Source organism: Neptuniibacter caesariensis, from assembly GCF_000153345.1.
Lineage (GTDB): Bacteria > Pseudomonadota > Gammaproteobacteria > Pseudomonadales > Balneatricaceae > Neptuniibacter > Neptuniibacter caesariensis.
The window spans coordinates 1170335-1193402 of sequence record NZ_CH724125.1; the positions used below are offsets into that span (position 1 = coordinate 1170335).

Genomic DNA, 23068 nt, shown 5'->3' on the forward strand with positions numbered 1-23068 from the left:
CTCTGTTTTAGCACCACCTAGCGTGGTGCTTTTTTTATCGTTTAATTGCAAGCTTTGAACTGTTTTTTATCTCCTTCACCGAGATATGCGACTGGATCGCGTTAACCCCCGGTATCCGGCGAATCTGAGTGATATGTTGCGAGAACTCATCCATATCCCGGGCGATCAACTGAAGCAGATAATCATTGCTTCCCGTCACGCAGTGGCACATCTGTATCCAATCATATTCGCACACTAGCTCTTCAAAGCGATCTGTCAGCTCCACATCATGGCCGGCAAAGGAAATCTGGATAAAAACCACCACTCCAAACCCCATCTTACGCCGGTCCAGAATCGTGCGGTACTGCTCAATAAATCCGTCCTCTTCAAGCTTCTTCCAGCGACGCCAGCAAGGCGTTTCGCTCAGATTAACCTGTTCCGAAAGAGCGCTATTACTAATACGTGCATCGGACTGAAGCTTGTCAAGAATCAGAAGATCCGTCTCATCTAACTCTTCATGAGAATATTCTTTCAAAATAAGCACCCTTATTAGAATTTTCCTTTAAATTAGTACTTGTTATTAGTTTATTTAGCAAGGTAATTTCAGCCGCTCCAGCTAGACTGTTTAGCCGCAGACAGTTAACACTCAGACGGAACAAAGATGGAAATGCTGGAAGGTCTACTCGCGCTCGCGGTCATACATTTTATTGCTACAGCCTCCCCTGGCCCCGACTTCATACTGATTTCTAAAGAAACCCTTAGTAAGGGACGAAAAGCAGGCTTTATAACGCTTGTGGGAACGCTTGGAGGAATATCAGTTCATATTACCTACTCGGCGATAGGGTTAGCTGCCATCATTGCCAAATCACCCGAAGCACTGCTTGCGATTCAGTTGCTCGGCGGGGGTTACCTCATCTATCTTGGAATCCTGGGCCTGAAAGCAAAACCTCGCGCAGCTGCATCAAACCAGCAAAGCATAGATTCAAAAGGTGTTTTGAAGAGCTTTCGAGCAGGCTTTATCTGCGATCTGCTTAACCCCAAAGCCCCTATCTATTATGTTTCGTTGTTCACTTTTGTGCTCGCTCCAGATATCTCACTCGCCGAGTTGAGTATTTACGGCACATTATTGATGGGTATTCATTTCTGTTGGTTTGCGCTGGTTGTATTACTGCTTTCAACGGATTCAGTTAATCGAAAATTTCAACTGATAGGCCATTGGATTGATCGAGTACTAGGAGGCACCATGGTTGCGATCGGCGTAAAGGTACTGGCAACTTAAGACGCAGTGAATTGCTGACTCAGTTTATTAGTGTCTAAGAGCTGTACCCGACCTCTGCCAGTAGCGATCCAGCCTTTTGCAGATAGGTCGGCAACAATTCTTGCAATGACCTCCCGGGTCGTACCAAGTCTGCCAGCAATATCTTGCTGGGTCATATACACCCAAGCCTGATCATCCGCATGATTTAGCAACAAGTTGATGACTCTTTGGCTCAGCGTCCAGCCCTGAATCTGCTCGACTTCGGTCATCAATTTGAATACAGCTGACGATAAAGCTGAAATAGTTAGGTCCTGTATTGATGATTCTTTCTTAAACAGTTCTTTGAAATCTCCACCCTTGACGATGTAGACGTCAGTATCTTCGTCGGCCATCACCCAGGCTGGATAAAGTAATCGATTGAACAGGCAGTTAATCGCAAAGACACAAGTTTCCCCTGGACGGATATGATAGAAAGTGGATTCTGAACCGTTTGGCATATAGCTAAAGACTCGCAAAGAGCCCTGAGTGACAATAAAAGCACCAGAGACCTGCTTACCTTTTCTTACCGCTATCTCATGTCTTTTGACCCGTAATAGCTGACTTGCTTGTTTCAATTGAGCACGCCCCTCTTCGGACAGGTCCAGGAAATTTGCAAGAGTGCGCGTTTTATTCATCAGACTGACTTTGTGTAAGTGAGAATCCTGGTACAAATACAACTACTCCCTCAGTAATTGAATGCCTCAATTTTGATAGCTGCTGCACCTCTTTCGATTCATAAAAGGCCCTAGCAGCATCCATACTATTGAATTGATAGATGACCATGTTGCTGTATGGTTCACCTTCAAGGGCCCGAACCCCACTTCCCACAACAATCTCACCACCATATTTAGCTATAATGGGCTTCGAAAGAGGGCCTAATTCCTCGATACGATCCTGATCAAGAATATTGTAATGGTAAATAATATAGCCACTCATGCCTCATCCCTTTGGTCATTGGTGCTCAATAGAAACTTTTGTAGCCATTGCTTCTGTTCTAGCTTTAACTAACTTCTGACTACTTAAAGAATGGAGGAATGCGACAATATCATCAACCTGTTGCTCCGTCAGATCTGGGTTCTCTAACCGGTCCAGCTCTTTCTTATTCCAAAAAAACATACGTTTTTCACTCTTAGCCAACTGCGCCTTGCTCATGACTTTCACAACATCATGAAGATTATCGATCTCTCCGTTATGCAGCCACGGTCCGGTTAAAGCAACATTGCGTAGCGAAGGCACACGCCAGGATTGTGTATTCTTATCAATAAATGCGTATTGTTGGCTTAGCCTTTCCGGATTGGCGGGAAAACCTCTTAATCCCTGTCCCTCATTAAATACACTCGCCGCACTGAAATTTGGTCCAAAATGGCAATGAATACACCCCGTATCAGCAAACAAAACCATGCCATTTAACTGCTGCGGTGTTAAAGCATTCCTATCTCCCAGTACAAATGCGTCGTAAGGGGTATCTCTGGTGATCAAGGTTCTTTCATAGCTGGCAATCGCCTTAACAATCTTATCGATACTGATATCACTCTCACCTGCGTAGGCGCGCATGAAAGCCTCAATATACTCAGGCTGTTCCCGAACCCTCATTTCAATCGAGCCGACGGAGGGCATCCCCATCTCCACTGGGTTCAGAAAAGGCTGTATGGCTTGTTCTTCCAGGCTACCTGCACGCCCATCCCAGAACAACAACTTCTGAAATGCAGTATTCCATACCGTAGGCGCATTGCGATCGCCCATTTGCCCATAAATACCGGTAGAAACAGCTGCCCCATCAGCACCAGCTTTAGCCTCCAGAGCATGGCAAGATGCGCAAGATAAAGAACGGTCTGCAGATAGGTTTTTATCAAAAAACAGCTTCTTCCCCAGCTCTATTTTCGCCGGTGTCATGGGATTATCCAGAGGAACAGGGATTTCCTCAGGGAGCGTTTGCCATTGATAACGATCAGAAGCCGATCTTTCCGGACTTAGTATCCGGTCCGGTGTTCCTGCACCTCTTATCGCTGGAGCCGATTTAAAAAAACCTTCAGGCACAGCATTTAGAAAGGAATATACGCCGATTTTAATTCCAAGAATTAAAACTAATCCGCTTACAACCACCAGTACCAGCCATTTTTGCTCAATGGATACTTGCTTTGCTATCACTGTTTTTGGCTTAACCTGAAGGTTTTCCATAACAAGCCTCTCTTCAGGATGCTTCCGCGAAAAACAGGTCACCGGGAGTTACACTTTTAACTTCGGTAATACTATCAAAAGGCAGCCCTACTCGATCATGTGCTCGCTTTACAGCTTCCGGGGTTTCCGCAAGGGTCAGACAAAAAGCTCGCCCTGCTTCAACCCCTGTAAATATTTTGAGTGGAACAACACCTTCTTGCTCGCAGGCAGCCTTATAACCCTCATAAAAAGTGGAGAACTGTTCTAACGAGATATCTTCCGGAAATGTTTGTTTTTCAACATTGTGCGTATCTAAAAAAAGCTTCATCTTTTGCATTTTTCTAACCTCAATAGTGAATATGTGAGATCAGGTTATTACGAAGCCAGGTAGGGGTATGTAACAAAAGCTACATAAGAGATATTAGTAACTAGAAAAAAGGCAGGTACGGAGACCGCAACCTGCCAAAGGAAGCACCACTCATAGTGCGGATGAGAGATATCCGCTGAGTGACCTTAATACGAGCCTTTAGAAGAACTTCTTCCGGCTAAGTGGAGAACTGGTTTAACTTGGGAATGCGAAGGATACGCCTTCACGAACCCCACTGGATGGCCAGCGCTGAGTGATCGTTTTACGTTTGGTATAGAAGCGAACAGCATCCGGACCATAGGCATGCAAATCACCAAACAGAGAGCGCTTCCAACCACCAAAACTGTGGTAAGAAACAGGCACTGGTAGAGGTACATTGATACCCACCATACCTACCTGAATGTGATCAGAGAAGTAGCGCGCTGCTTCACCATCACGGGTAAAGATGCACGTGCCATTACCGTATTCATGGTCGTTAATTAGCTTCATCGCTTCCTCCATGCTGTTCGCACGAACAACCTGAAGTACTGGACCAAAGATCTCTTCCTGGTAGCTGACCATTTCAGAAGTCACACGATCGATCAGCGTAGCCCCCACAAAGAAGCCATTTTCATAACCCGCTACCGCTGGGGCACGACCGTCAACAACGACCTGGGCACCATCGGCTTCAGCACTGTTGATATAACCCACTACTTTTTCCTGATGAGCACGGGTAATCACGGGACCGAAATCATTGGTTTTTTCACTGAAAGCACCTACTTTCAACGGTTTCATCGCTTCAGTCAGTTTAGAAACCAGTGTATCCGCAGCCTCATCACCTACAGCAACCGCTACAGACAAGGCCATGCAGCGCTCACCGGATGAACCGAAGGCAGCACCCAATAGCTGATTTACTGCGTTATCCATATCAGCATCCGGCATCACAATTGCGTGGTTCTTAGCACCACCCAGTGCCTGACAACGCTTCCCATGAGCATTAGCTGTGCTGTAAATGTATTCTGCGATTGGCGTTGAACCGACAAAACTTACCGCTTTAATCCGCTCATCTGTTAGCAGGATATCTACCGCTTCTTTATCACCATTCACCACGTTTAGGACGCCTTTTGGCAAGCCCGCTTCATGTAATAGTTCCGCGATAAACAGAGTCGACGTCGGATCACGCTCCGAAGGTTTCAAGATAAATGTGTTACCGCAGGCAATCGCCATTGGGTACATCCACAACGGTACCATTGCCGGGAAGTTAAACGGTGTAATACCCGCAACAACACCTAATGGCTGAAACTCGCTCCAGGAGTCGATGCCTGGACCCACGTTACGGCTATGCTCACCTTTTAGCAGCTCAGGGACACCGCAAGCATATTCAACATTTTCGATGCCACGGATCAGTTCACCCATCGCATCGTGGTGAATTTTGCCATGCTCTTCACCGATCATTTCGCAAATTTTATCTGCATTCGCCTCAAGCAAAGCTTTAAAACGAAACATGATCTGAGCACGTTTTGCAGGCGGTGTATCACGCCATGCAGGAAAAGCTGCCTGAGCAGATGCAATCGCACGCTCTACAGTACCCGCGCAAGCAAGCGATACTTGCTTAGAAACTTCGCCAGTTGAAGGGTTATAAACGTCCTGCGCACGTGATGCATCATCGATCATTGCGCCGTCAATCAGGTGGCCAATTGTGGTTGTCATATCAGTAGTACTCTTAATCTTTATTTATTGTGTGTGGATTAAGTTGAATGGATTAATCCAGCTCTGATATCGAATCGCCTAATGCATTAATCAGGCTATCGATCTCGTCAATTTCAGTTGTGAATGGCAGACCCAACTGAATAGTGTCGCCGCCATAACGCACGTAGAAACCTTTCTCCCAACACTTCATCGCAATCTGGAAAGGTCTCAGTGCGGGTTCACCTGGTGCTGCCTCAATGGTGAGCGCTCCGGCTAAGCCAAAGTTACGGATATCAGATATATACTGGGTTCCCTTTAAGCTATGCAGCATCTCCTGGAACTGCGGAGCGATGCTGTTGACTCGCTCAATCAGCTTGTCCTGCTCCAGAATATCCAATGCCGCCAGCCCCGCTGCACACGCCACCGGATGGGCCGAATAGGTGTAACCATGTGGAAGCTCTAGCATATAATCAGGACCGCCGGTCTCCATGAAAGTGTCATAGATCTCTTGCTTGGCGATCACCGCCCCCATTGGAATCACACCATTGGTAAGCTGCTTAGCTGTGGTCATCAGATCGGGCGTCACACCGAAGGCTTCTGAACCAGTCTTAGCGCCCATACGGCCAAACGCGGTGATAACCTCATCAAATATCAGCAAGATATCGTGTTTGTTACAGATATCACGGAGCTTCTGCAGGTACCCTTTAGGTGGTGGAATCACCCCTGCTGAACCTGCCAGAGGCTCAACAATGACCGCGGCAATATTCGAAGCATCATGGGTGGCAATAAGGTTTTCCAACTCATCAGCCTGTGAAGCCCCATGTTCAGGTAAACCCTGCACAAAGCGGTTTTCCGGAATCTGGGTATGCGGTAGATGAATCGCATCAATACCTTGCCCATAAATCGCGCGGTTAGGCGCAATGCCACCGACGCTAATACCGCCAAAATTCACACCGTGGTAACCTTTTGCGCGGCCAATCAGGCGAGTCTTGCTGGACTGACCTTTTTTACGCCAGTAAGCACGGGCGATCTTCAGAGCAGTTTCGACGGATTCAGAACCAGAACCGGTAAAAAACACTCGATTAAGACCTTCTGGCATCATCTCCGTAATACGGTGTGCCAGTTCAAAGGATTTAGGATGTCCAAACTGGAACGCCGGCGAGTAATCAAGCTCGCGCACCTGTTTACTCACGGCTTCGGCGATCTCAGGTCGGCTATGACCCGCACCACATGTCCACAAGCCGGATAAACCATCAAAGATCTTGCGACCATCAGAAGAGGTATAGTAGTTACCTTCTGCTGCGGTGATGATTCTTGGGTTCTTTTTAAACTCACGGTTCCCCGTGAAAGGCATCCAGTGCGCATCTAACTGCTCAGATGACAAACCTGCCTGGTTTAAGATTTCATTTTTATTATTCATATCGCTACCTCATAACTCTGCAGCATTGATCAGACTATGAGGTCATTATGGCCGCGCTTAAATTTAGTTAAATTCAAACTTTCTTGATCTATGTTTAGCATTTACTAAACATAAATGAGAAAAATCAGACCAGCAGGTAGTTGAGCAACAACCCACCCGCCAGCAGCAGAATAAACAGCCCTGAAGCCATCAACAGGGGTTTAGGCCCAGCTTGCCTAATAAGAGAGATTCGGGTTTGAACACCCAGCGCAGCCATGGCGATAGCCAAGAGAAACTGGCTCACTTGTGAAGCTGATTGGAGAAGTACTTCAGGTAGATCAACGATTGAATTCATTCCAGCCATCAGAATGAAGCCCAGCACAAACCATGGCATTGCATGGGCACAGCTGAAAAAGCTCACTCCTCCTTCGCAACCATTACGGCGAATCAAAAAGATGCTTAACACAAGAATAAAAGGGGCCAATAACATGACACGGATGAGCTTTGTAACTACAGCATACTCCAGTGCCTGGGGACCAATTGACTCCCCCGCAGCGACCGCCTGAGCTACCTCATGAACCGTACTGCCAATGTAGATACCAAAGGTCTGCTCAGATAGATGGGTATAGGGAAATATCATCGGATAAGCGAACATCGCTAATGTCCCAAACAGGACGACCGTTGCAACCGCAACCGTCACCTGCTGCTGCTTGGCTTTGATTGCAGAATCTGTGGCTAACACTGCCGCTGCACCACAGATCGCACTACCGGCCGAAATTAAAATTGCTGTTTCAAGAGGCAGCTTTAATAACTTCACACCTAACCATAATCCACAGGCAACAACAGCGCAGATAACGATCATATTCAAAAAAACGGCTTCCATTCCCACACTAGCGATCTGCTGAAAACTTAGATTAAGACCAAACAAAATAATGCCGAGACGCAAGCAACGTTTTTGACAAAACACTGTAACTATCTGGTCCCGTTGCGATAATTCGGCCGAGGAAAGCTGACCAACAATCATTCCCATTAAAATAGCCAACGGCAAAGCGCTTAGGCCATATTCAGCCACCTGTGTATATTGGGAAAGCAAAACCGCAATGAGAGCAATGGCTGGAAGAAGGAATAAACGAGACATAATGCTCTCCAATAACGGTTAAGAATGGGAGGCATTTTCCAGACAAACAAAGAATAAGTATAATGGATATATTTAATTACAACCATTAGAAAAACTGAACAATGAGCTTATCTATACGCCAACTTAAGGTCTTTGAAGCCACCGCTCGTCTGGAACGGCTCACATTGGCCGCTGACGAACAAGCACTCAGCCAATCCGCAGCAAGCCAGTCTCTAAAAGAACTTGAACAGAGCCTGGGCTATGCTCTCTTCACCCGATTAGGAAGAGAGCTGCAAATCACCGATAGAGGCGAGGATCTTTTACCCAAAGTTCGCCAGGTGATTTCGCTTTTAACTGAAATTGAAAAACCTCAGACATCAAAACTTGAAGGGACCCTACGGGTTGCGGCCAGCGTGACGATTGCTTGCTATCTTCTGCCGCAATTGACTGCCAAATTTATTAGCTGTCATCCGGACGTCAAACCAGAGATTTTGATTGGCAACACGGGCTCCGTTATTGAAAAGCTTGAGAAAGGTCAGGCGCAAGTTGGCCTGATTGAAGGCCCCGCCTCACCAGCAAAACTTAAGGTAACCCCATGGCTTGAAGACGATCTTGCACTTTTCTGTCACCCCACAAATCCATTAGCAAAATCGGGGTTCATTACTCTGGATGAACTCCCCAAGCTCAATTGGATACTGAGAGAATCAGGCTCAGGGACGCGCAATGTATTCGATCAGTCAGTGCAAAAGGCGGGAGGAAAAATTAATAGCGTTCTCGCCATGAATCGCCAGGAAGCGATTAAACAGTCTGTAAAAGCAGACCTCGGCATCGGATGCTTGTCCAGGCTGAGTATTCGTGAAGATGTAGAAAGTGGAAGGTTGGTAGAGTTAAGTTCAGAGTTGGACCTTAGCCGACGATTTTCCATCGTGACTCCGGAGTTAAGCTCACCGCTGGTTGAAGCATTTATTCACTCTTTACTAGGTGATGCTACATAACATCTAGCATTAGAGCAGATGACTACTTCTTAGCATCTGATTCCACATCAAGAAACTGATTTAAGGGATCCACGTCAATATCACAAGGCTTTGGTTCAAAGTCCTCGGGCTGAGGTTCCGAAAACTGATCCTTAAAATCGGCAAAGTCTATATCACCCATCATGACCGCCACCCCATCTTCAATATCTACAGGGACAGCAACACACCACTCTTCATCGGCAAGTTCTAATTCACTCTCGGTTGCACAATAATGAACATTCTTAGCGCACTTGCCACATTGCCTGACCAATGGATCATCTGTTTTATCTAGATCACCCCAGGATTCTGGGCATTTAAAATTGATTTTGCACTTTTCAGAGTCCATTTACTCACCTTCATATGCTAAATACCAGTAACAGAATCCAGCACAAAAAAAAGCACCCTATTGGGTGCTTTTTTCTTGAACGTGTTCCGCCGGTAATATTAGAACTTACGGCCAATATTAACCGAAAGCTGGTTACGGCTGTATTCGTAAAGCTCTACGTTAGAATCAGATACTGTTCTCAGCCAATATGCCGACAGTTCGTAGTCATTGCCAAAGGTGTGCTTGCCACCAAACATCCACTGCCACTCTTCGTCGTCACGTGTTTTATTAATCAAGGTAACCGGAGCTTCGTAATCAGATTCGCTGTACGACATTCGACCAAATACACTAGTTGTAGGCTTTATCTGCCAGTTAGCTCCGACAAATGCTTCCCACCCCTCATAAGAATACTCAGTATCTTTGGCATGATTGTCATACCACTCAAAGCCAGCTTGAACACCAATGGTATTATTCTTGTAACCTTTACCCAGCGCTATACCCAGAGAGTAATAGTCGGAGTCACGACCCTGATCGCTCGCCTGTTCAAAATCACGATCAGAAAATTCAGCATCAACAGTCAGTTCAGTACTGGCATCAAACGACCAGGTAACCGAAGGCTGGAGGCTAATATAGTTTGCAAGCTCATTACCACCAAGGCGTATATGGTCTCCCTGCAGGGCCAGGTTTGCTCGCCAGTTACCATTAGTTACAAGCGCAGGACCTGTACGAACAGATAGAACATCTAGATTGAAGTCATCTTCGGTCTCATAACCACGGTGGTAGATAGATGCACCGCTCTGCCAGAACAGCATGCCCGTTTTCTGACCAATACGCATAGGCTTACCGGTACGATAACTATGATCATAACTACCAGATAAAACCATCGCGTTATCATCTACAGGTCGCGTATTAATTGTTGCCAGGCTACCATTAATATCTACTACTGAACTACCCGGACCCACATTGACATTGCTGTCATGTAGTACACCTACAGTAACATTGAACTTATGTTCATGCTGTGGTGTTAGTTGTTCAGCATCTTTTTTCAACTGCGCTAGGAATGCAAGGATAGATACACGCACGCTCGGCGGTGTTTTCGGGTCATTCAGGACTTCCTGCGCCTGAGCTTCCGCTTCCTGATATTGAAGGGTCTGCATATACGCAACCGCTAATTCAAGACGAGCACGGTGTAATGAAGGCTGGTTACTTAGGATAGTCTGAAAAGATTCAATAGCATTATACGGAGAACCGGCTTCACGTTCTTCCATCCCCTGTTTGAAAAACTTTTCCGGATCAAACTCTTCGTTAGTTTCTGCCGTAACAACTGTCGATGCTAGCATCGACAAAACAGCACCAGACAGGATACTTACCCCGTTAGTTGCTTTCATTCCTTAATCCCCTTCGTTACCCAATTAAAATGGGTTTTGGGGGAGTATAACTACTGCACAGATTTCAAACAATAAAAAAGGCACTAAAAAATAGTGCCTTTTAGTCTTAATCCCTGGTTCGGACTGACCTAGATATCATCAACCTGAATCTCAGGAATCTTTACTTTTTCACTTAGCTCTGTGCTAAAAGTAGTGACATGGGTTGCATCCTGATAGCCCGCAGGATAAATCCGTTGCTCTTCAATACCATTAGGCACAACCATTTTAGTTTTAACTATGTCAGCTACACCAGCAACTTCACCGGCGCCAGCCCCAAAGAAGCTCGCTGATACGTTACCTGTTACCGATGTTTCTGCACCGTAATCAGTCGCCCCAAGATTTGAACTACTTGCTGTCAGATTAATTCCTTCAATAACACCACCTTCGACAGTAAAACCCACTTGTCCCATTAAGCTAGTGCCATTTTCACTCGCATAGGCCATTACCATTCCATCACGACCTCGGTTGAACTCGCCGCTCCACGTGCTTGTAGAAAAGTTGATATCAAGAATCACCCTCGCCCCGAAAGCGGTATGCCCTGTGTAAGTTGCGGTAAGATCGGTAGCAAACTCGGCGAAATCATTACGATACTCCAGAGCGCCAATTAACGAACTAAGTTGATCAAGCGTTGAGGTAGTACCAAGTACATAACTACCTAAATATGCCTGAATAAACTCTTCTGAAGGATTGTAAGCACCTGTTGCCCAGAACCCATGTGATACAGCTCCTTCAGGGCCATCATACCCTCTGCGAAGCTGACCATCTGTTGCATCAACAAAGCCTTGTAAATGCCCCCGGTCTAATCGGTAGTAGCCACGCCTGCAGTTTCCTAGACACCTAAACGTTGCATCAGTGAGAGCATCTAGTCGATATAACCCATCATCATATTCATAGTGGATATTAAAAGGGCCTAAATGGGTTCTTTCCTCCAGAGGCATCGACAAGATATCGATATACAATCCCGGATCACCGTTAGGCGTTACTGCAAACTGAACAACACGATGACGACCTTCGGGCCCATCAATAAATCGTACCCCCTCACCACCATCAATCCTAAGAATTTGTCCTGCAAACCCTGCCGCAACAGGGGTTAGACTCTGTATGCCATACTGGGCGAAAAGATCTCCTCCAGGTCCAACAAACGATACCTCTGGTTCACTGTCTCCAGAATCATATGAAAATGGATAGAAACTGGCATACCCACAAGGCTGGCCAGGCTCGCAGCCCGTTTCAGGGATATTGATATCAGGATCTAGAAATACATGCTCAGGCCCTGTACCTCCAGCAAAAGCCAGTATCCCGGGACTCACTTCAGGACCTGCTGCTGGCGAAACAGGCAGCGCCCATGGGCCCCATTCGTGAACAGAATCCTTCTCACTCTCGTTATTCTGGTCAGCTTGAACCGTAGTAAACATAAGAGATGAGACTACAGCAGCCAAGGTTATTTTTTTAATGTCCATGGCGCACCTCCTGCGCTTCACATCATTAACGTATTCCTTTCCTTATCTCCTGTTACACTAATTTTAAGCATAGACAGCTGCTCAAATATGACTCAATTATCAACCACTAATACGCAGGATTTTTTTTCACCTCAAACAGATAGCCAGATACTTTCAGTCATACTCACTTTAAAATAGATATAGCGCCTACTTTTACTCCAAACCGCATTGATCATCCCCGTTCACTTTTTAACTTTTTAACTTTTTTAAAACTCATATATGCTTAGGCTATTCATAGAGTGCACTAAATGGACCCATTCATGCTGTTAAAGAAGCTAATCAGAGTTTTATTGCTGACTTTGCTTTTACCCCTGACTCACGTACAGGCCGGTCTTTTTGGTTCAGAAGAACTCCCTCAGCGCTCATTAAATGAGCTTCCTGACTGGCTTAGCTACATGGAAAGACACCTTAGAGAGGATTCACCGGAAGAGATATGCGCTCAGTCAGGCCTATGCAACCTGAAACCCTGGTATAAGTTTCTTAATAGCATTAGAGGGCTTTCCAAAAGAGAACAGGTCATCAGGGTTAATAACTTTGCCAACAAGCAACCCTATATTCTCGATATTGATAACTATGGTCAGGAAGATTATTGGGCGGTAGTCAGAGAATTTTTAGCCCGGAGCGGCGACTGCGAGGATTACTCCCTTACCAAGTTTTTCTCATTAAGATTGCTAGGGTTCAGTAACGAAGAACTACGAATTGTTGTGCTTCAGGATACCAATCTCAGAATCGGGCACGCGGTGCTTGCGGTGAAATTCGGTGGAGATGAGCTTATTTTAGATAACCAAAGCCGACAAGTTTTGTCACACAGAAGTATCAAACACTATGTTCCGCTATATACTGTGAATGAGGAACGTTGGTGGCTACACATGCCCGTATTCTAAGATAGCTGTTATGATCAAAATAACCGAGCAACCACACAGGCTGGACAATTAATGAAACGCGCCATTACAACAGGTTTTATTGTTCTCACTCTGATTTTTTTAATATGCCTAGTCTCCATTCAACGTTTCGGAGAGGAACAACAAGAGCAAAGCCTGCAACATTGGCAAACCACACTGTCTGCTCTTGCGGATAATCAAAGCCTGAATGTTTCTCGCTGGATCTTTACCAACAAAGCCCCTCTAAAAGAGATCTCCTCAAACGGATCCGTTCAACTTTATCTGCAGCGGGTCACGGAAAAATCGGGCCAGGAGAGGGAGCAGGTCGCGCAAATTGATTATCTACGAAACCTGATTGTGGCAGCAGCGCAGCGAGAAGGATATCAAGACAAACAGCGCTCACAAGTCAATGCTAATTTACAAGTCATCGCCAACAGCTCCCTCAGTATCTACGACAAACATCTGGTCAAAATCGCCAGTACTGCCGGTACTACATTGCCATCTCCTGAGTTAGAGCGTGCAGTTTTGTTGGCAAAAGAGAGTGGAAGTATCACCACGAGTAAGATCTGGCTAAATGCCAATCAGGTACCGCAGATTGGTTTTGTCGCTCCGATCAAAGGATTATCCAATCTGGGTGCTGATAATCAGATTATTGGTTTTTTGATCGGGGTAAAGAATGCTGAAAAAGAGCTTTTCACTCTGCTCAAAAACTTTAGTGTCGACCTTCAATCATTAGAGTCATCATTGCTTCAGGCAACCGAAAGCGGCATTACTTATGCGAGCACCCTCCGCCAGGATAACTCTTCACCTTTAAGTAAAACCGTCGCTAGCAACAGCCAAACCGTTGCGGCAATAGGCTATAAAGAGAGTGGCTCATTTATAGAAGCATTGGATTACAGAAATGTAGAAGCGCTTGCAATCAGTAGAAACATTGCAGACAGTGACTTAAAACTTATCCTAAAAGTTGATCGATCCGAAGCAATCGGGCCAAGTTTAAAGAAACAGGAAGAATTACAGACCATTCTGGTACTTGGTGCCGTAGCACTACTTGCTATGCTTATCGCTGCTGGTTGGTACGGTAATCTAATCAGAGCTCAAAGGTCCAACGAAGAACTTCGCTCCACAACAGATGAATTGGAAGAGAAAACTCATCTATTAGATGCTATCAATAACAATGTCGCTGATATGGTTATGATCATCGATGAGCAACAGCAACTTGCCTTCATAAACCGGGCATTAGCGGACAAAGTATCAACCAGCATCGAAGATAGTAAAGGCAAAAGCATTAATGCGGTGATGGGCAGCCATTATGCCGAGCAACTGGAGCCCGTCATTTCTCAATGCTTCCGCGATAAGACTGAGATGTCAGAGAAGAAAGTATTGAGCCTGAAAGGTCAGGAACTGACTTTCATGATTAGCCTCACGCCCATGCTTTATGGTTATAAAGAATCGGTCATGCTGCATTTCCATGACATCACCCTTCTTGAAGCTCATCAACAACAGCAGACCAAGCTCCTGCGTCAGATTATGCAGTCCCTGATGCATGCCATTGACCTTCATGATCCCTATACAGCCAATCACTCGCAGAAAGCGGCTTCTGTAGCATTAGCAGTTGCCGAAGCACTCGAGTTAGCCGAACAGGATATAGAAACGGTAGAAATTGCGGCAAACCTTTGTAACTTAGGAAAACTCTCAATTCCTAAAGAGTTACTCACCAAAACTGAGTCTTTAACTGATGAAGAGCGTCAGATTGTTCAAAATGAAGCTAACTATGCTCATGAAATTCTCAAGGATATTGACTTTGAAGGCCCTGTGCTTGAAACCATCATTTACAAAAATGAATATTTGGATGGTTCAGGGCGTAAAGGCATCGTTGCTGATCAGATCCAGATCCACGCAAGGATTCTGACCGCAGTAAATGACTTTGTCGCGATGATCAGCCCTCGAGCGTATCGAGATAGCCTTCCCGTGGAGGTGGCTCTGGATCAACTGCTGCAATCAAGTGATAGCAAATATGATCGCCAGGTTATCGCTTCTTTGTTCCATGTCGTTGAAAACAAACTGGATCTCGACTGAGATCCAGTTATAGATTTGTACAAGTCTCACTGGAGCTGATATACAGTCGCACCGTTCATAACGACTGACTTGTAAACCTGAACGCCACATTCAAAAAATGTGGCGCTCCCTACCACTTTTGAAATACACCCCGTAGGTAAACTATGAACAATGCCTGCCGGTTGAACTATCACATACTGGGGCTGGCCCGGCATCTGCTGATAAAGCACGCCATTACAATTCTGATAAGCAATTCCTGAAATCACCTGAGTATAACAACCAGCAGGCAACACTGTTACGGGTTTAGCCGAGTCCATTGCATCATGACGGCGTTCAACCCGCCTAGCGGTCCTACGCGCTGTACGACGCGCTTCATCATTATCATCCCAATCTGCCTGAGCGGAGCTGCCCAGATTGATCGTATCTGTTCCTGCATCAACTACAGGCAGAGCAAGGGTAAAAGCCATCGCTAGGGAAGCTAAAACTAAAGTGCGTTTGATATCCATGACAGATCTCCGTTTTCTAACCATTCATCGTTAGATAAAGCGTAACCAGTACATGGCCTGCGGGATATATAGGATTATGCCTATACCGGCAGGTAACCTGCGAACAAGTCCCAGACTTATTCGCAGGTTACCTAGACACATATTTATTAGGACCATAAAAAAATCCCGCTAATGCGGGATCCCTATCGACTTTTTCTAAAGTAAAAAAACTTACCGCTCTTCCACCATACGCGCTTGTCTGAGCGCTTTCTCGTAATTAACATGCAATCTCTCAGCCCATGACTCAAGCAATCTCTGAATCTCTACAAACTCTTTTGATCCCGCCTCGGATGTATAAGGCTCACCACTCATTCGTTCCTCTAAAGAAAAAAGGAGCTCATCAGTGTTAGCATCATAGCCATTGAGCCTAAAGGCCGCTTTAAACACAGTTTCCTCGAGCCCTGCATAACTATTGTATGCATCTTTACCCAAATCCATAACTAATCGGAACGGTATATAATCCAGCGCACTTTTTTCAGGTTCCGCTCTTGAGGCTTCAAGCAAAATCACTTTTAACTTAATTTTCTTTCCCTGAAGAGGCTCTTTTTTCGAGTTTGTTTGAGGTGTTAACACCTGCTGAAGCATAGCGGGGAAAAAAGTTTGAATCATCTTCAGTTCAGCCGGTGTCACATTGGCATATTCTCCTTCAACCCGGTCAACTTCGACAGACTCGACATCAATTGCAGAGTACCTCGCTAACTGATCGACAGAAAATCCTGGTTTTACCCAGATCCGTGCATTCTCCACCCAGGGATGATCGGTATACAGTGCCTGACCCTCTAATGGTTTCGGGCTTTGCGAAGAACAGGCTGCGAGCTGGAAAAACATAACCGACAGAAACAAAAAACGAATACAGAAACGCATAGTGTTTACTCCTAAACAGAAGCCCTGCACTTTAAAAGATGAAACTGGTATCTGAAATAGCGACAAACCCCTACGAGCTTTCGCTACGAAGTTCACCAGCCACTAATAACAGTCGCATCAACTGGGCCACACTCCTTACACCTAGCTTATGCATCACACGAGAGCGGTGTATCTCAACGGTGCCTTGGGCTATTCCCAGATCGATAGCAATAACTTTGTTTGCACAGCCCTGCGCTATCATGTGCATGATTTCAGTTTCCCTGTCTGTCAGAGACGATAAACGCGCTTTTACCTCATTCTGCTCAGATAACTCCTGCCGAGATTGCTGATCGCTCAATATTCCTTGCTCTATTTTCTCCAGCAGCTTCGCTTCACGAAATGGCTTTTCAAGAAAATCCAAAGCGCCTTTTTGGATGCACTCTACCGCCATCTCTACATCGCCATGACCTGTGATAAAAATAATAGGCAGCAAAGCCTGTCTTTTTATCAGTTCATCCTGCAGGGCCAAGCCGCTCATTCCAGGCATCCGTATATCAAGAATCAAACATCCGGGTTGTTCCGCATCAAACTCATTGAGGAATTCCTCAGCATCTGCAAAGTCACGAACACAATACCCATCAGATTCCGCCATCATGCGGATCATATCCCTGAGAGTCGAATCATCATCTACTACAAACACAGTTCCTTTATGCTGCTCTGCTTTCATTCCTGCTCACCGTCCTTTTTTATGACTACCGGTATTTGAATTATAAACTCCATTCCTTGGTCGGGATGGTTGATTGCTACAAGCGTACCTTTTGCGGCTTCAACCAGATTTCGGCATATCACAAGACCGATCCCCAACCCATTGGGCTTGGTCGTTTGGAAAGGTTCGAACAACTGATTCTCAATGCTCTTAGCTAACCCCGGGCCATTATCTTTTACTGAAAGGCAGATATATTCGCCTTCAATATACTGTCGTAGATCGATTCTCGCTCCGGATCTTCCTTCTAAAACTTCTACCGCATTATTAATCAGATTAACAAGCACCTGCTGCATCTGAACGCGGCTCATTTTGACTTCAGCACTATCCTGCTCTGTGAACTCAATCTTCACACCAGCTTGAAGTGCCCGATGCGACATTATCTCAATCCCCTCTTTCACGACGCTGGATAGATCAATGATCTCATCAGGGAGCGATTCCCGCCGGACAAAAGATCGGGTGCGCTGGATGATCTTTGCCGAGCGCTCCGCCTCATCTCCGATCTTTGTTAGGCATTCAAGTAATTGAGGGTCAACATGCCCCTGCTTGCCCAGGCGCAAAGCGATATCTGAGTACCCCATTATCCCGGCCAGTGGTTGATTCAACTCATGTGCCAACCCAGTAGCAAGTTGCCCCATAGTACCAATACGCTCTAAATGAACGATCTGCTGCTCAGCTTCCTGACGTTTGTTTATGGCATCAAGTTTTGCGCTGTTTTCATCTTCGATGCGAGCAAATAACTGGTTGAAAGAATCTGCCAGTTCATCTAGCTCATCCTGTTTTTCACCCTCGGATCGATTCAGCTGCAGAACCGGAGATGGACTATTATCAGCGTGATCCTTATCCTTCATAAAGTTAATCATTCGCAGCACGTGTTGCCCTACCAAACTACGAAAAAGGATAAAGATAAAACAAACCACAAAGGCTGTTTTGAGGCCATTTTTTAGCAGAATAATGTAGAGCTGCCCGAGCATATGCTTGAAGACTGCATCAATACTCACTACCAGTTCCATGGTTCCTAATTGCTCATTACCGCGTCCGATATTGATAACGTAGGATCGTGAATAAGAAGACTCATTAGCGATATATTCAAGCCGCTCCCCATCTGCCAGATGAAGCTTGTTTGCATCAACAAATTCAAGCTGGTCGATACCTTGCAGTAGTTTATGCAGCTGCTGTTTATCATTCTGCCAAATGGCTTCAGCAATCCCAGGCGACATAGTTGTTTCAATAAATTGAGGAACCTGATCCAGCTTTTTGGTGAGTTGACGAAATTCAAAGGTAAATTGAATAGCTGTCAGAATAAGCGTAACGAGTGAGCTAAACAGGACAATTCGCCATACCAGCTTACGCCCTAGCTTGTATTGGAAAAAACCTGTTTCTAAACCCTTTTCCACAATCCCAACCTTCCTGAAACCAACCCTGTATGGGTATCTGCATATTTTCCAACTGACCCAGCAATCCTAATATCAATTGCTAATATCTGACCATTGGAGCTTTGTCATGAAAGTAGCATTGTCTACCCAGCAGGTAACACCTGTCTATCCCGGTAAACCTTTATATACTCAATCGTCAGCAAGTGTTTATCAAAAGCAAAAGGAAGGAACGAATTTCAAGGAGGAGTTTAGCCAAATACATGTAAAAGAACGGAGCGACGGGTATCAGATAGCCCTAGCAAGCGCTATGGCACTATACAACGATAAGCACACTGAGCCAGAACTAAAAAGCTATCACTTCGACAATAAACGCGAGATTATTCGCAGAATGAAGCAGCCACCACGTATACTCGACCTTAGGGTTTAATGCAGCGTTGGCGGATCTTCTGGATCGTCAGGAACAACAATATGTCCGCTACTATCCAGCGCCAGTGCTCCATGCTCTACGCCAAGCTCCAGCATCTGATGGAGCATCATGCGGGTTAAATGGGCACTAATAATCAAACCTGCAGGTGGATCACCCTCAAAGAGATCTTCATCTATCAAGTCCTCAGGTCGCAGGCCCAGTAGCAGTGGATTTTCTGCGATCAAAGGTGAGATATCCTCAGGTGCAAATACCGAGAAATCGGACGAAATATCCAATGCCAACTGATAAGCATCTTTTTCGCGAGTGTTTTCTTGTAAAGCATCGATAAAAGCAGATTCCGCGGCTGCAAAGATTTGCGACATCTGGCTTGTTCCGCCTAAAGCAATATTCCGTTTGGCTGTATCCGAAGTACTGTAATCAACATCTATTGAATACTGGGTATCAAGGGAGAGCTCTTCCTCATCAACCAAAACGCTGCCATCTTCATCGACTTCAAGCCATTCTCGCTCAACAGCAACAGCCAGTAATCCCTCTAGCGCCGCAGCCAAAATATTACTGCAGATAATCACCCCAACAGAAGGGTTCTCACTCTCCTGACGGTTCATGATCAGATCTCCAGCCCGCGCTGCTAAAAGCGTTGGATCCTGCTCAATTATTTCTGCGAGTTTATCCGTTTCTAGAAACAATTTTTCATGGCATAAACGCTCGGCTGTAACATAAGGCTCCGTACAACCGTTTGCCTGCATTCGAGCTACATACTCTACACGAATATCCTCAAGCAAAGCTGTCAGCAATCCACTCATAAAACGTCCTATCCACTGAATACTGTGTCAAATGGCAAAAAATAAACTAAGGTTACTAAGACAATGGTCGATTGTTACTAAGGAAGCAACTAAAAAATCAAGGAAGGGGAAAAATGTTGAACCAAAATAAAGAAACACCTGCTCCTCAAGATGATGAGGAAGGCAGCGTATACATACTATCTGATAATTAAGATCGATGTCGCTGGCCGTTTGGGTAGTCGGCCAGCTTCTCATATTTAATGCAAGGTTAAGCCGATCGGCTTAACATCTTCTTTGATTTTATCGAAATACTCTCTGAGATCGACTAGGCGTATCAGCCCATAGTCTTCCGGTGATACGGGCAGATCAAACCATTCCAATGCCCAGATTCGAGTCATAATCTCATACTCACCAATCAGCGCATCCAGATAGATCATGACGGCTTCAACACGAGGATCCATATCAAGAACTTTGGGAGCATCTTCCAGATAAACTTCTAGGTGAAGTTTCTTTTCAACAACCACCAGCCTTACCCAGAAATCGTGTATTTCGGAGAATTCCTCACCGATGTTTACAGATAACGGAACCGGGTCGTAACGGTTATTAAACGCTTTAAACTCGATACCTGATAGTTCAGGAGCTGCACCAATGAGGCTCAATACGGAATGAATTGATTCTGGAAAGCCGTCACAACCAAATACCATTTCGATAGAATCCTGCTTTTCATCATCGCTTTGAAAATGAAAGGTCAGGTTGCGATCAATCTTCTGCAACTCTTCACGGTATTTTTTGAGAAGCGGTTCAGCTTCAAATCGGTCATCACTACGACTGGAAAGTAACTGCTCAATCGTATCCTGCAGTTGCTCCCAGAAGGAACTGATTTGTTTTCGGTCAAGAATCATTAGTGCTTAGTAATCTACTGCCAACAAATTAGGTACGCGGAACCACAACGCCTGTCTGGCCCTGATATTTACCATTACGATCTTTGTAAGATGTTTCGCACACTTCATCCCCTTGCAGGAATAACATCTGAGCAACACCTTCATTAGCATAGATTTTTGCTGGCAATGGCGTGGTATTCGAAAACTCGAGTGTCACATGACCTTCCCACTCAGGCTCCAGGGGAGTCACATTCACGATAATGCCACAACGCGCGTAGGTACTTTTACCCAGGCAGATAGTCAGAACATCGCGCGGGATTTTGAAGTACTCGACTGTTCGCGCAAGCGCAAAAGAGTTTGGTGGGATAATACAAACATCTGATTGGATATCCACAAAGCTTCCCTCATCAAAATCCTTAGGATCCACGATTGAGGAATTTATATTTGTAAATACTTTAAATTCATTAGCACAGCGAACATCATAGCCATAACTGGAAGTACCATAAGATACAATGCGAGAACCATCTACCTCACGAACCTGACCCGGCTCAAAAGGTGAAATCATCTCTTTTTCCTGCGCCATTCGGCGAATCCAGCTATCTGCTTTAATGCCCATACCGGCCCTTTCCATCAGAGTAAATTTTCAAGGCGGGTATTGTACAGTTTTCTCCCTTCTACGACAAAATATACAGACAAAAAAAATGACCTCATCTGAGGCCACTTAACTGCAATTCCTGAAAAATAAGGCTTAATTCAACAGGTTTGCCGTCTTTTCATACTGTTCCGCTAACCAAAATTCAGCGGCTGTTTTACCTTCATCACGAAGCGCATTCGCCTGACGGCGGAGTTCCTGTGCCATCTCTTGCCGGGAAGGGGTAGCCGGCTTGGCCTTCATCATCTTGATATTTGCGGTCGCTCTGTAGTCCATAACAACATCCCTCTGTTTATTTTTATAGGTCGTTTTTTGAACAGTTGAAATCTAAGTGTAGCCTGTTTTTTATGAAGAAATAATTAAACTGTATATTTTTTGATCTCCATCAAAACTCAGCCCACAGTGAACTCCACGCCAACTTGACGCTTAGCATCATACATAGCCGTATCAGCCCGCGTAATCAGCGCCGCATCACTCTCTTCTGAGGTGTGGTCAAAGGCGATCCCGATACTACACCCCACACTGACATGGCAAGACGCCGACACCTCTATAGGCTGCTTGATTGCATCAATGATGCCTTCAGTAATATTTACAGCTTCATCAAGCCTCGCAAGGTCTCTAAGAATCACAGCAAACTCATCACCACCTATCCGGGCAACTCCATCACAAGCCCTTACAACAAGTTTCAATCTCTGACCTATCTGAGCCAGAACCGTATCTCCGGTAGGATGACCGTAGCGATCATTTATCGGTTTAAAGCCGTCCAGATCGATCATCAAAAGTGCGATTGAACCTTCCTCACCAACACGAGCATGCCTTAACTGTTGCAAAAACCAAGACCGGTTGCCTATCCCCGTGAGGCTATCATGCTGGGATAAATACAGGAGTTCACTGTTTGCCTCATCTAACTCTCTCGTTCGCGCCTTAACCAATGCTTCAAGCCTGAAAATAAGCGGGCTGTTCACTCGGTGAAGCACAATAACTGCAAAGGTAATCAACCCCATCGCAACAATAAAGCTGATGGCAGCAGCCTTATAAAAGGGCTGCCTAAGTTCACTCATATCGATCTTGGCAATAATCGCGTAGCCCTCCTCCTCTAAAGGCAGAAAAGCGGCTAATACTTCCTCACCGCGAAAATCTCGAGCAATCATGGCCCCTTGTTTGCCTTGCAGACCCAGGAGCATAGGTGTGGCAATCGCTGACTGAATATCGATAGGGTCAGGGATCTGATTGCCCAGATGGCGGGATGGAAGTTTGAAAAGAACATGATTTCCAGCGGAGCGACCTATAACAAATTCACCGGTTTTTCCAAAGCCTTGCTGCTGTAGGTTTGCATCTTTTACCTGACTCAATGTCGCAGCAAATGACCCTTCCGGGTGATCAGCCTGGCTAAACTGAGCATCAAAGCGACCTACGGCATTGATCAGGCCCGCTTTAACGTTGACCATTTCGATCAGGTCTATCTGACGACTGCTAAAAGCAGCCTGATAGAGGACAGTAAATGAGACCGCTGTTGAAAGGCCGGTGACTACCGCCATAACAATTATCGAGATTAGCACTCTCTGGTAACGAGCAACGGACTGTCTTAAGCTCACAGACGCTCCTATATCAATCA

General features: G+C 45.5%; 25 protein-coding genes. 5 read left to right on the forward strand and 20 right to left on the reverse strand.

Annotated features, from left to right (window positions below; genetic code table 11):
* Nucleotides 1–34: 34 nt before the first annotated feature.
* Nucleotides 35–523: an Lrp/AsnC family transcriptional regulator gene (locus tag MED92_RS05535; RefSeq protein ID WP_007020525.1), complete on the reverse strand. Its 489-nt coding sequence runs from the start codon at nucleotides 521–523 to the stop codon at nucleotides 35–37.
* 117 nt (nucleotides 524–640) lie between these two features.
* Here MED92_RS05535 and MED92_RS05540 point away from each other — a divergent pair, with 117 nt between their 5' ends.
* A complete protein-coding gene (locus MED92_RS05540; protein WP_007020526.1) occupies nucleotides 641–1258 on the forward strand; it encodes a LysE family translocator in 618 nt (205 codons plus the stop codon).
* Here MED92_RS05540 and MED92_RS05545 read toward each other — a convergent pair.
* The 7 genes from MED92_RS05545 to MED92_RS05575 form a co-directional block, all read right to left on the reverse strand.
* The gene (locus tag MED92_RS05545) at nucleotides 1255–1911 is read right to left on the reverse strand and encodes a Crp/Fnr family transcriptional regulator (protein WP_007020527.1); all 657 of its coding nucleotides are present in this window, start codon (nucleotides 1909–1911) and stop codon (nucleotides 1255–1257) included. The genes MED92_RS05540 and MED92_RS05545 overlap by 4 nt on opposite strands.
* The gene (locus MED92_RS05550) at nucleotides 1904–2212 is read right to left on the reverse strand and encodes a DUF1330 domain-containing protein (protein WP_007020528.1); all 309 of its coding nucleotides are present in this window, start codon (nucleotides 2210–2212) and stop codon (nucleotides 1904–1906) included. The genes MED92_RS05545 and MED92_RS05550 overlap by 8 nt, the downstream gene beginning before the upstream one ends.
* A 15-nt stretch (nucleotides 2213–2227) precedes the next feature.
* On the reverse strand, nucleotides 2228–3454 hold the full coding sequence (locus tag MED92_RS05555) for a cytochrome-c peroxidase (RefSeq protein WP_007020529.1): 1227 nt from the start codon (nucleotides 3452–3454) through the stop codon (nucleotides 2228–2230).
* A 13-nt stretch (nucleotides 3455–3467) separates the two neighbouring features.
* Nucleotides 3468–3770 carry a DUF4242 domain-containing protein gene (locus MED92_RS05560; RefSeq protein ID WP_007020530.1) on the reverse strand — a complete coding sequence of 101 codons (303 nt, stop codon included), beginning with the start codon at nucleotides 3768–3770 and terminating at the stop codon, nucleotides 3468–3470.
* A gap of 225 nt (nucleotides 3771–3995) precedes the next feature.
* Nucleotides 3996–5489, reverse strand: coding sequence for a CoA-acylating methylmalonate-semialdehyde dehydrogenase (locus MED92_RS05565; protein ID WP_007020531.1), 1494 nt, complete (start codon nucleotides 5487–5489; stop codon nucleotides 3996–3998).
* A gap of 52 nt (nucleotides 5490–5541) precedes the next feature.
* The gene (gene aptA, locus MED92_RS05570) at nucleotides 5542–6888 is read right to left on the reverse strand and encodes an omega-aminotransferase AptA (RefSeq protein ID WP_007020532.1); all 1347 of its coding nucleotides are present in this window, start codon (nucleotides 6886–6888) and stop codon (nucleotides 5542–5544) included.
* 124 nt (nucleotides 6889–7012) lie between these two features.
* Nucleotides 7013–8005: a YeiH family protein gene (locus MED92_RS05575; protein WP_007020533.1), complete on the reverse strand. Its 993-nt coding sequence runs from the start codon at nucleotides 8003–8005 to the stop codon at nucleotides 7013–7015.
* Between the two features lie 101 nt (nucleotides 8006–8106).
* Between MED92_RS05575 and MED92_RS05580 the strand changes: the two genes are divergently transcribed.
* Complete coding sequence (locus tag MED92_RS05580) at nucleotides 8107–8979, forward strand: LysR family transcriptional regulator (protein WP_007020534.1); 873 nt, start codon at nucleotides 8107–8109, stop codon at nucleotides 8977–8979.
* 22 nt (nucleotides 8980–9001) lie between these two features.
* Here MED92_RS05580 and MED92_RS18425 read toward each other — a convergent pair whose 3' ends face one another.
* From MED92_RS18425 to MED92_RS05595, 3 genes are all read right to left on the reverse strand, one after another.
* Nucleotides 9002–9343, reverse strand: a complete 342-nt coding sequence (locus tag MED92_RS18425) for a hypothetical protein (RefSeq protein ID WP_007020535.1) — start codon at nucleotides 9341–9343, stop codon at nucleotides 9002–9004.
* 98 nt (nucleotides 9344–9441) lie between these two features.
* On the reverse strand, nucleotides 9442–10710 hold the full coding sequence (locus MED92_RS05590; protein ID WP_007020536.1) for a surface lipoprotein assembly modifier: 1269 nt from the start codon (nucleotides 10708–10710) through the stop codon (nucleotides 9442–9444).
* A 128-nt stretch (nucleotides 10711–10838) separates the two neighbouring features.
* Nucleotides 10839–12209, reverse strand: coding sequence for a hypothetical protein (locus MED92_RS05595; protein ID WP_007020537.1), 1371 nt, complete (start codon nucleotides 12207–12209; stop codon nucleotides 10839–10841).
* Between the two features lie 299 nt (nucleotides 12210–12508).
* Between MED92_RS05595 and MED92_RS18430 the strand changes: the two genes are divergently transcribed.
* Together MED92_RS18430 and MED92_RS05605 are read left to right on the forward strand one after the other, a co-directional pair.
* Nucleotides 12509–13132, forward strand: a complete 624-nt coding sequence (locus MED92_RS18430; protein ID WP_162010854.1) for a transglutaminase-like cysteine peptidase — start codon at nucleotides 12509–12511, stop codon at nucleotides 13130–13132.
* A gap of 51 nt (nucleotides 13133–13183) precedes the next feature.
* Entirely contained in the window at nucleotides 13184–15205 is a 2022-nt protein-coding gene (locus MED92_RS05605; protein WP_007020539.1) for an HD domain-containing phosphohydrolase, read from the forward strand.
* A 26-nt stretch (nucleotides 15206–15231) separates the two neighbouring features.
* On the opposite strand, the gene MED92_RS05610 is transcribed toward MED92_RS05605, so the two are convergent.
* From MED92_RS05610 to MED92_RS05625, 4 genes are all read right to left on the reverse strand, one after another.
* Nucleotides 15232–15690 (reverse strand): DUF6515 family protein, encoded by a 459-nt coding sequence (locus MED92_RS05610; protein ID WP_007020540.1) that lies wholly within the window; start codon nucleotides 15688–15690, stop codon nucleotides 15232–15234.
* A gap of 210 nt (nucleotides 15691–15900) precedes the next feature.
* Nucleotides 15901–16593 (reverse strand): DUF3313 family protein, encoded by a 693-nt coding sequence (locus tag MED92_RS05615; protein ID WP_007020541.1) that lies wholly within the window; start codon nucleotides 16591–16593, stop codon nucleotides 15901–15903.
* Nucleotides 16594–16663: 70 nt separating this feature from the next.
* Nucleotides 16664–17299 carry a response regulator transcription factor gene (locus tag MED92_RS05620; protein ID WP_007020542.1) on the reverse strand — a complete coding sequence of 212 codons (636 nt, stop codon included), beginning with the start codon at nucleotides 17297–17299 and terminating at the stop codon, nucleotides 16664–16666.
* A complete protein-coding gene (locus MED92_RS05625) occupies nucleotides 17296–18732 on the reverse strand; it encodes a sensor histidine kinase (RefSeq protein ID WP_007020543.1) in 1437 nt (478 codons plus the stop codon). Before MED92_RS05625 ends, MED92_RS05620 begins: the two co-directional genes overlap by 4 nt.
* Before the next feature lie 106 nt (nucleotides 18733–18838).
* Here MED92_RS05625 and MED92_RS05630 point away from each other — a divergent pair, with 106 nt between their 5' ends.
* Nucleotides 18839–19138 (forward strand): hypothetical protein, encoded by a 300-nt coding sequence (locus tag MED92_RS05630; protein WP_007020544.1) that lies wholly within the window; start codon nucleotides 18839–18841, stop codon nucleotides 19136–19138.
* On the opposite strand, the gene MED92_RS05635 is transcribed toward MED92_RS05630, so the two are convergent.
* The 5 genes from MED92_RS05635 to MED92_RS18435 form a co-directional block, all read right to left on the reverse strand.
* The gene (locus MED92_RS05635) at nucleotides 19135–19941 is read right to left on the reverse strand and encodes a hypothetical protein (RefSeq protein ID WP_007020545.1); all 807 of its coding nucleotides are present in this window, start codon (nucleotides 19939–19941) and stop codon (nucleotides 19135–19137) included. The two genes, MED92_RS05630 and MED92_RS05635, sit on opposite strands and share 4 nt — an antisense overlap.
* A gap of 236 nt (nucleotides 19942–20177) precedes the next feature.
* On the reverse strand, nucleotides 20178–20822 hold the full coding sequence (locus MED92_RS05640; protein ID WP_007020547.1) for a hypothetical protein: 645 nt from the start codon (nucleotides 20820–20822) through the stop codon (nucleotides 20178–20180).
* A gap of 28 nt (nucleotides 20823–20850) precedes the next feature.
* Nucleotides 20851–21417 carry a dCTP deaminase gene (gene dcd / locus MED92_RS05645; RefSeq protein WP_007020548.1) on the reverse strand — a complete coding sequence of 189 codons (567 nt, stop codon included), beginning with the start codon at nucleotides 21415–21417 and terminating at the stop codon, nucleotides 20851–20853.
* Nucleotides 21418–21549: 132 nt separating this feature from the next.
* Nucleotides 21550–21729, reverse strand: coding sequence for a hypothetical protein (locus tag MED92_RS05650; RefSeq protein WP_007020549.1), 180 nt, complete (start codon nucleotides 21727–21729; stop codon nucleotides 21550–21552).
* A gap of 116 nt (nucleotides 21730–21845) precedes the next feature.
* Complete coding sequence (locus MED92_RS18435) at nucleotides 21846–23048, reverse strand: GGDEF domain-containing protein (RefSeq protein ID WP_154715144.1); 1203 nt, start codon at nucleotides 23046–23048, stop codon at nucleotides 21846–21848.
* Nucleotides 23049–23068 lie beyond the last annotated feature (20 nt).

Bases quoted from the DNA above. Each gene is read 5' to 3' on its own strand.
- MED92_RS05540 (WP_007020526.1), top strand. From the start codon at position 641: ATGGAAATGCTGGAAGGTCTACTCGCGCTCGCGGTCATACATTTTATT.
- MED92_RS05545 (WP_007020527.1), bottom strand. From the start codon at position 1,911: ATGAATAAAACGCGCACTCTTGCAAATTTCCTGGACCTGTCCGAAGAG.
- MED92_RS05550 (WP_007020528.1), bottom strand. From the start codon at position 2,212: ATGAGTGGCTATATTATTTACCATTACAATATTCTTGATCAGGATCGT.
- MED92_RS05555 (WP_007020529.1), bottom strand. From the start codon at position 3,454: ATGGAAAACCTTCAGGTTAAGCCAAAAACAGTGATAGCAAAGCAAGTA.
- MED92_RS05560 (WP_007020530.1), bottom strand. From the start codon at position 3,770: ATGCAAAAGATGAAGCTTTTTTTAGATACGCACAATGTTGAAAAACAA.
- MED92_RS05565 (WP_007020531.1), bottom strand. From the start codon at position 5,489: ATGACAACCACAATTGGCCACCTGATTGACGGCGCAATGATCGATGAT.
- aptA (WP_007020532.1), bottom strand. From the start codon at position 6,888: ATGAATAATAAAAATGAAATCTTAAACCAGGCAGGTTTGTCATCTGAG.
- MED92_RS05575 (WP_007020533.1), bottom strand. From the start codon at position 8,005: ATGTCTCGTTTATTCCTTCTTCCAGCCATTGCTCTCATTGCGGTTTTG.
- MED92_RS05580 (WP_007020534.1), top strand. From the start codon at position 8,107: ATGAGCTTATCTATACGCCAACTTAAGGTCTTTGAAGCCACCGCTCGT.
- MED92_RS18425 (WP_007020535.1), bottom strand. From the start codon at position 9,343: ATGGACTCTGAAAAGTGCAAAATCAATTTTAAATGCCCAGAATCCTGG.
- MED92_RS05590 (WP_007020536.1), bottom strand. From the start codon at position 10,710: ATGAAAGCAACTAACGGGGTAAGTATCCTGTCTGGTGCTGTTTTGTCG.
- MED92_RS05595 (WP_007020537.1), bottom strand. From the start codon at position 12,209: ATGGACATTAAAAAAATAACCTTGGCTGCTGTAGTCTCATCTCTTATG.
- MED92_RS18430 (WP_162010854.1), top strand. From the start codon at position 12,509: ATGCTGTTAAAGAAGCTAATCAGAGTTTTATTGCTGACTTTGCTTTTA.
- MED92_RS05605 (WP_007020539.1), top strand. From the start codon at position 13,184: ATGAAACGCGCCATTACAACAGGTTTTATTGTTCTCACTCTGATTTTT.
- MED92_RS05610 (WP_007020540.1), bottom strand. From the start codon at position 15,690: ATGGATATCAAACGCACTTTAGTTTTAGCTTCCCTAGCGATGGCTTTT.
- MED92_RS05615 (WP_007020541.1), bottom strand. From the start codon at position 16,593: ATGCGTTTCTGTATTCGTTTTTTGTTTCTGTCGGTTATGTTTTTCCAG.
- MED92_RS05620 (WP_007020542.1), bottom strand. From the start codon at position 17,299: ATGAAAGCAGAGCAGCATAAAGGAACTGTGTTTGTAGTAGATGATGAT.
- MED92_RS05630 (WP_007020544.1), top strand. From the start codon at position 18,839: ATGAAAGTAGCATTGTCTACCCAGCAGGTAACACCTGTCTATCCCGGT.
- MED92_RS05635 (WP_007020545.1), bottom strand. From the start codon at position 19,941: ATGAGTGGATTGCTGACAGCTTTGCTTGAGGATATTCGTGTAGAGTAT.
- MED92_RS05640 (WP_007020547.1), bottom strand. From the start codon at position 20,822: ATGATTCTTGACCGAAAACAAATCAGTTCCTTCTGGGAGCAACTGCAG.
- dcd (WP_007020548.1), bottom strand. From the start codon at position 21,417: ATGGGCATTAAAGCAGATAGCTGGATTCGCCGAATGGCGCAGGAAAAA.
- MED92_RS05650 (WP_007020549.1), bottom strand. From the start codon at position 21,729: ATGGACTACAGAGCGACCGCAAATATCAAGATGATGAAGGCCAAGCCG.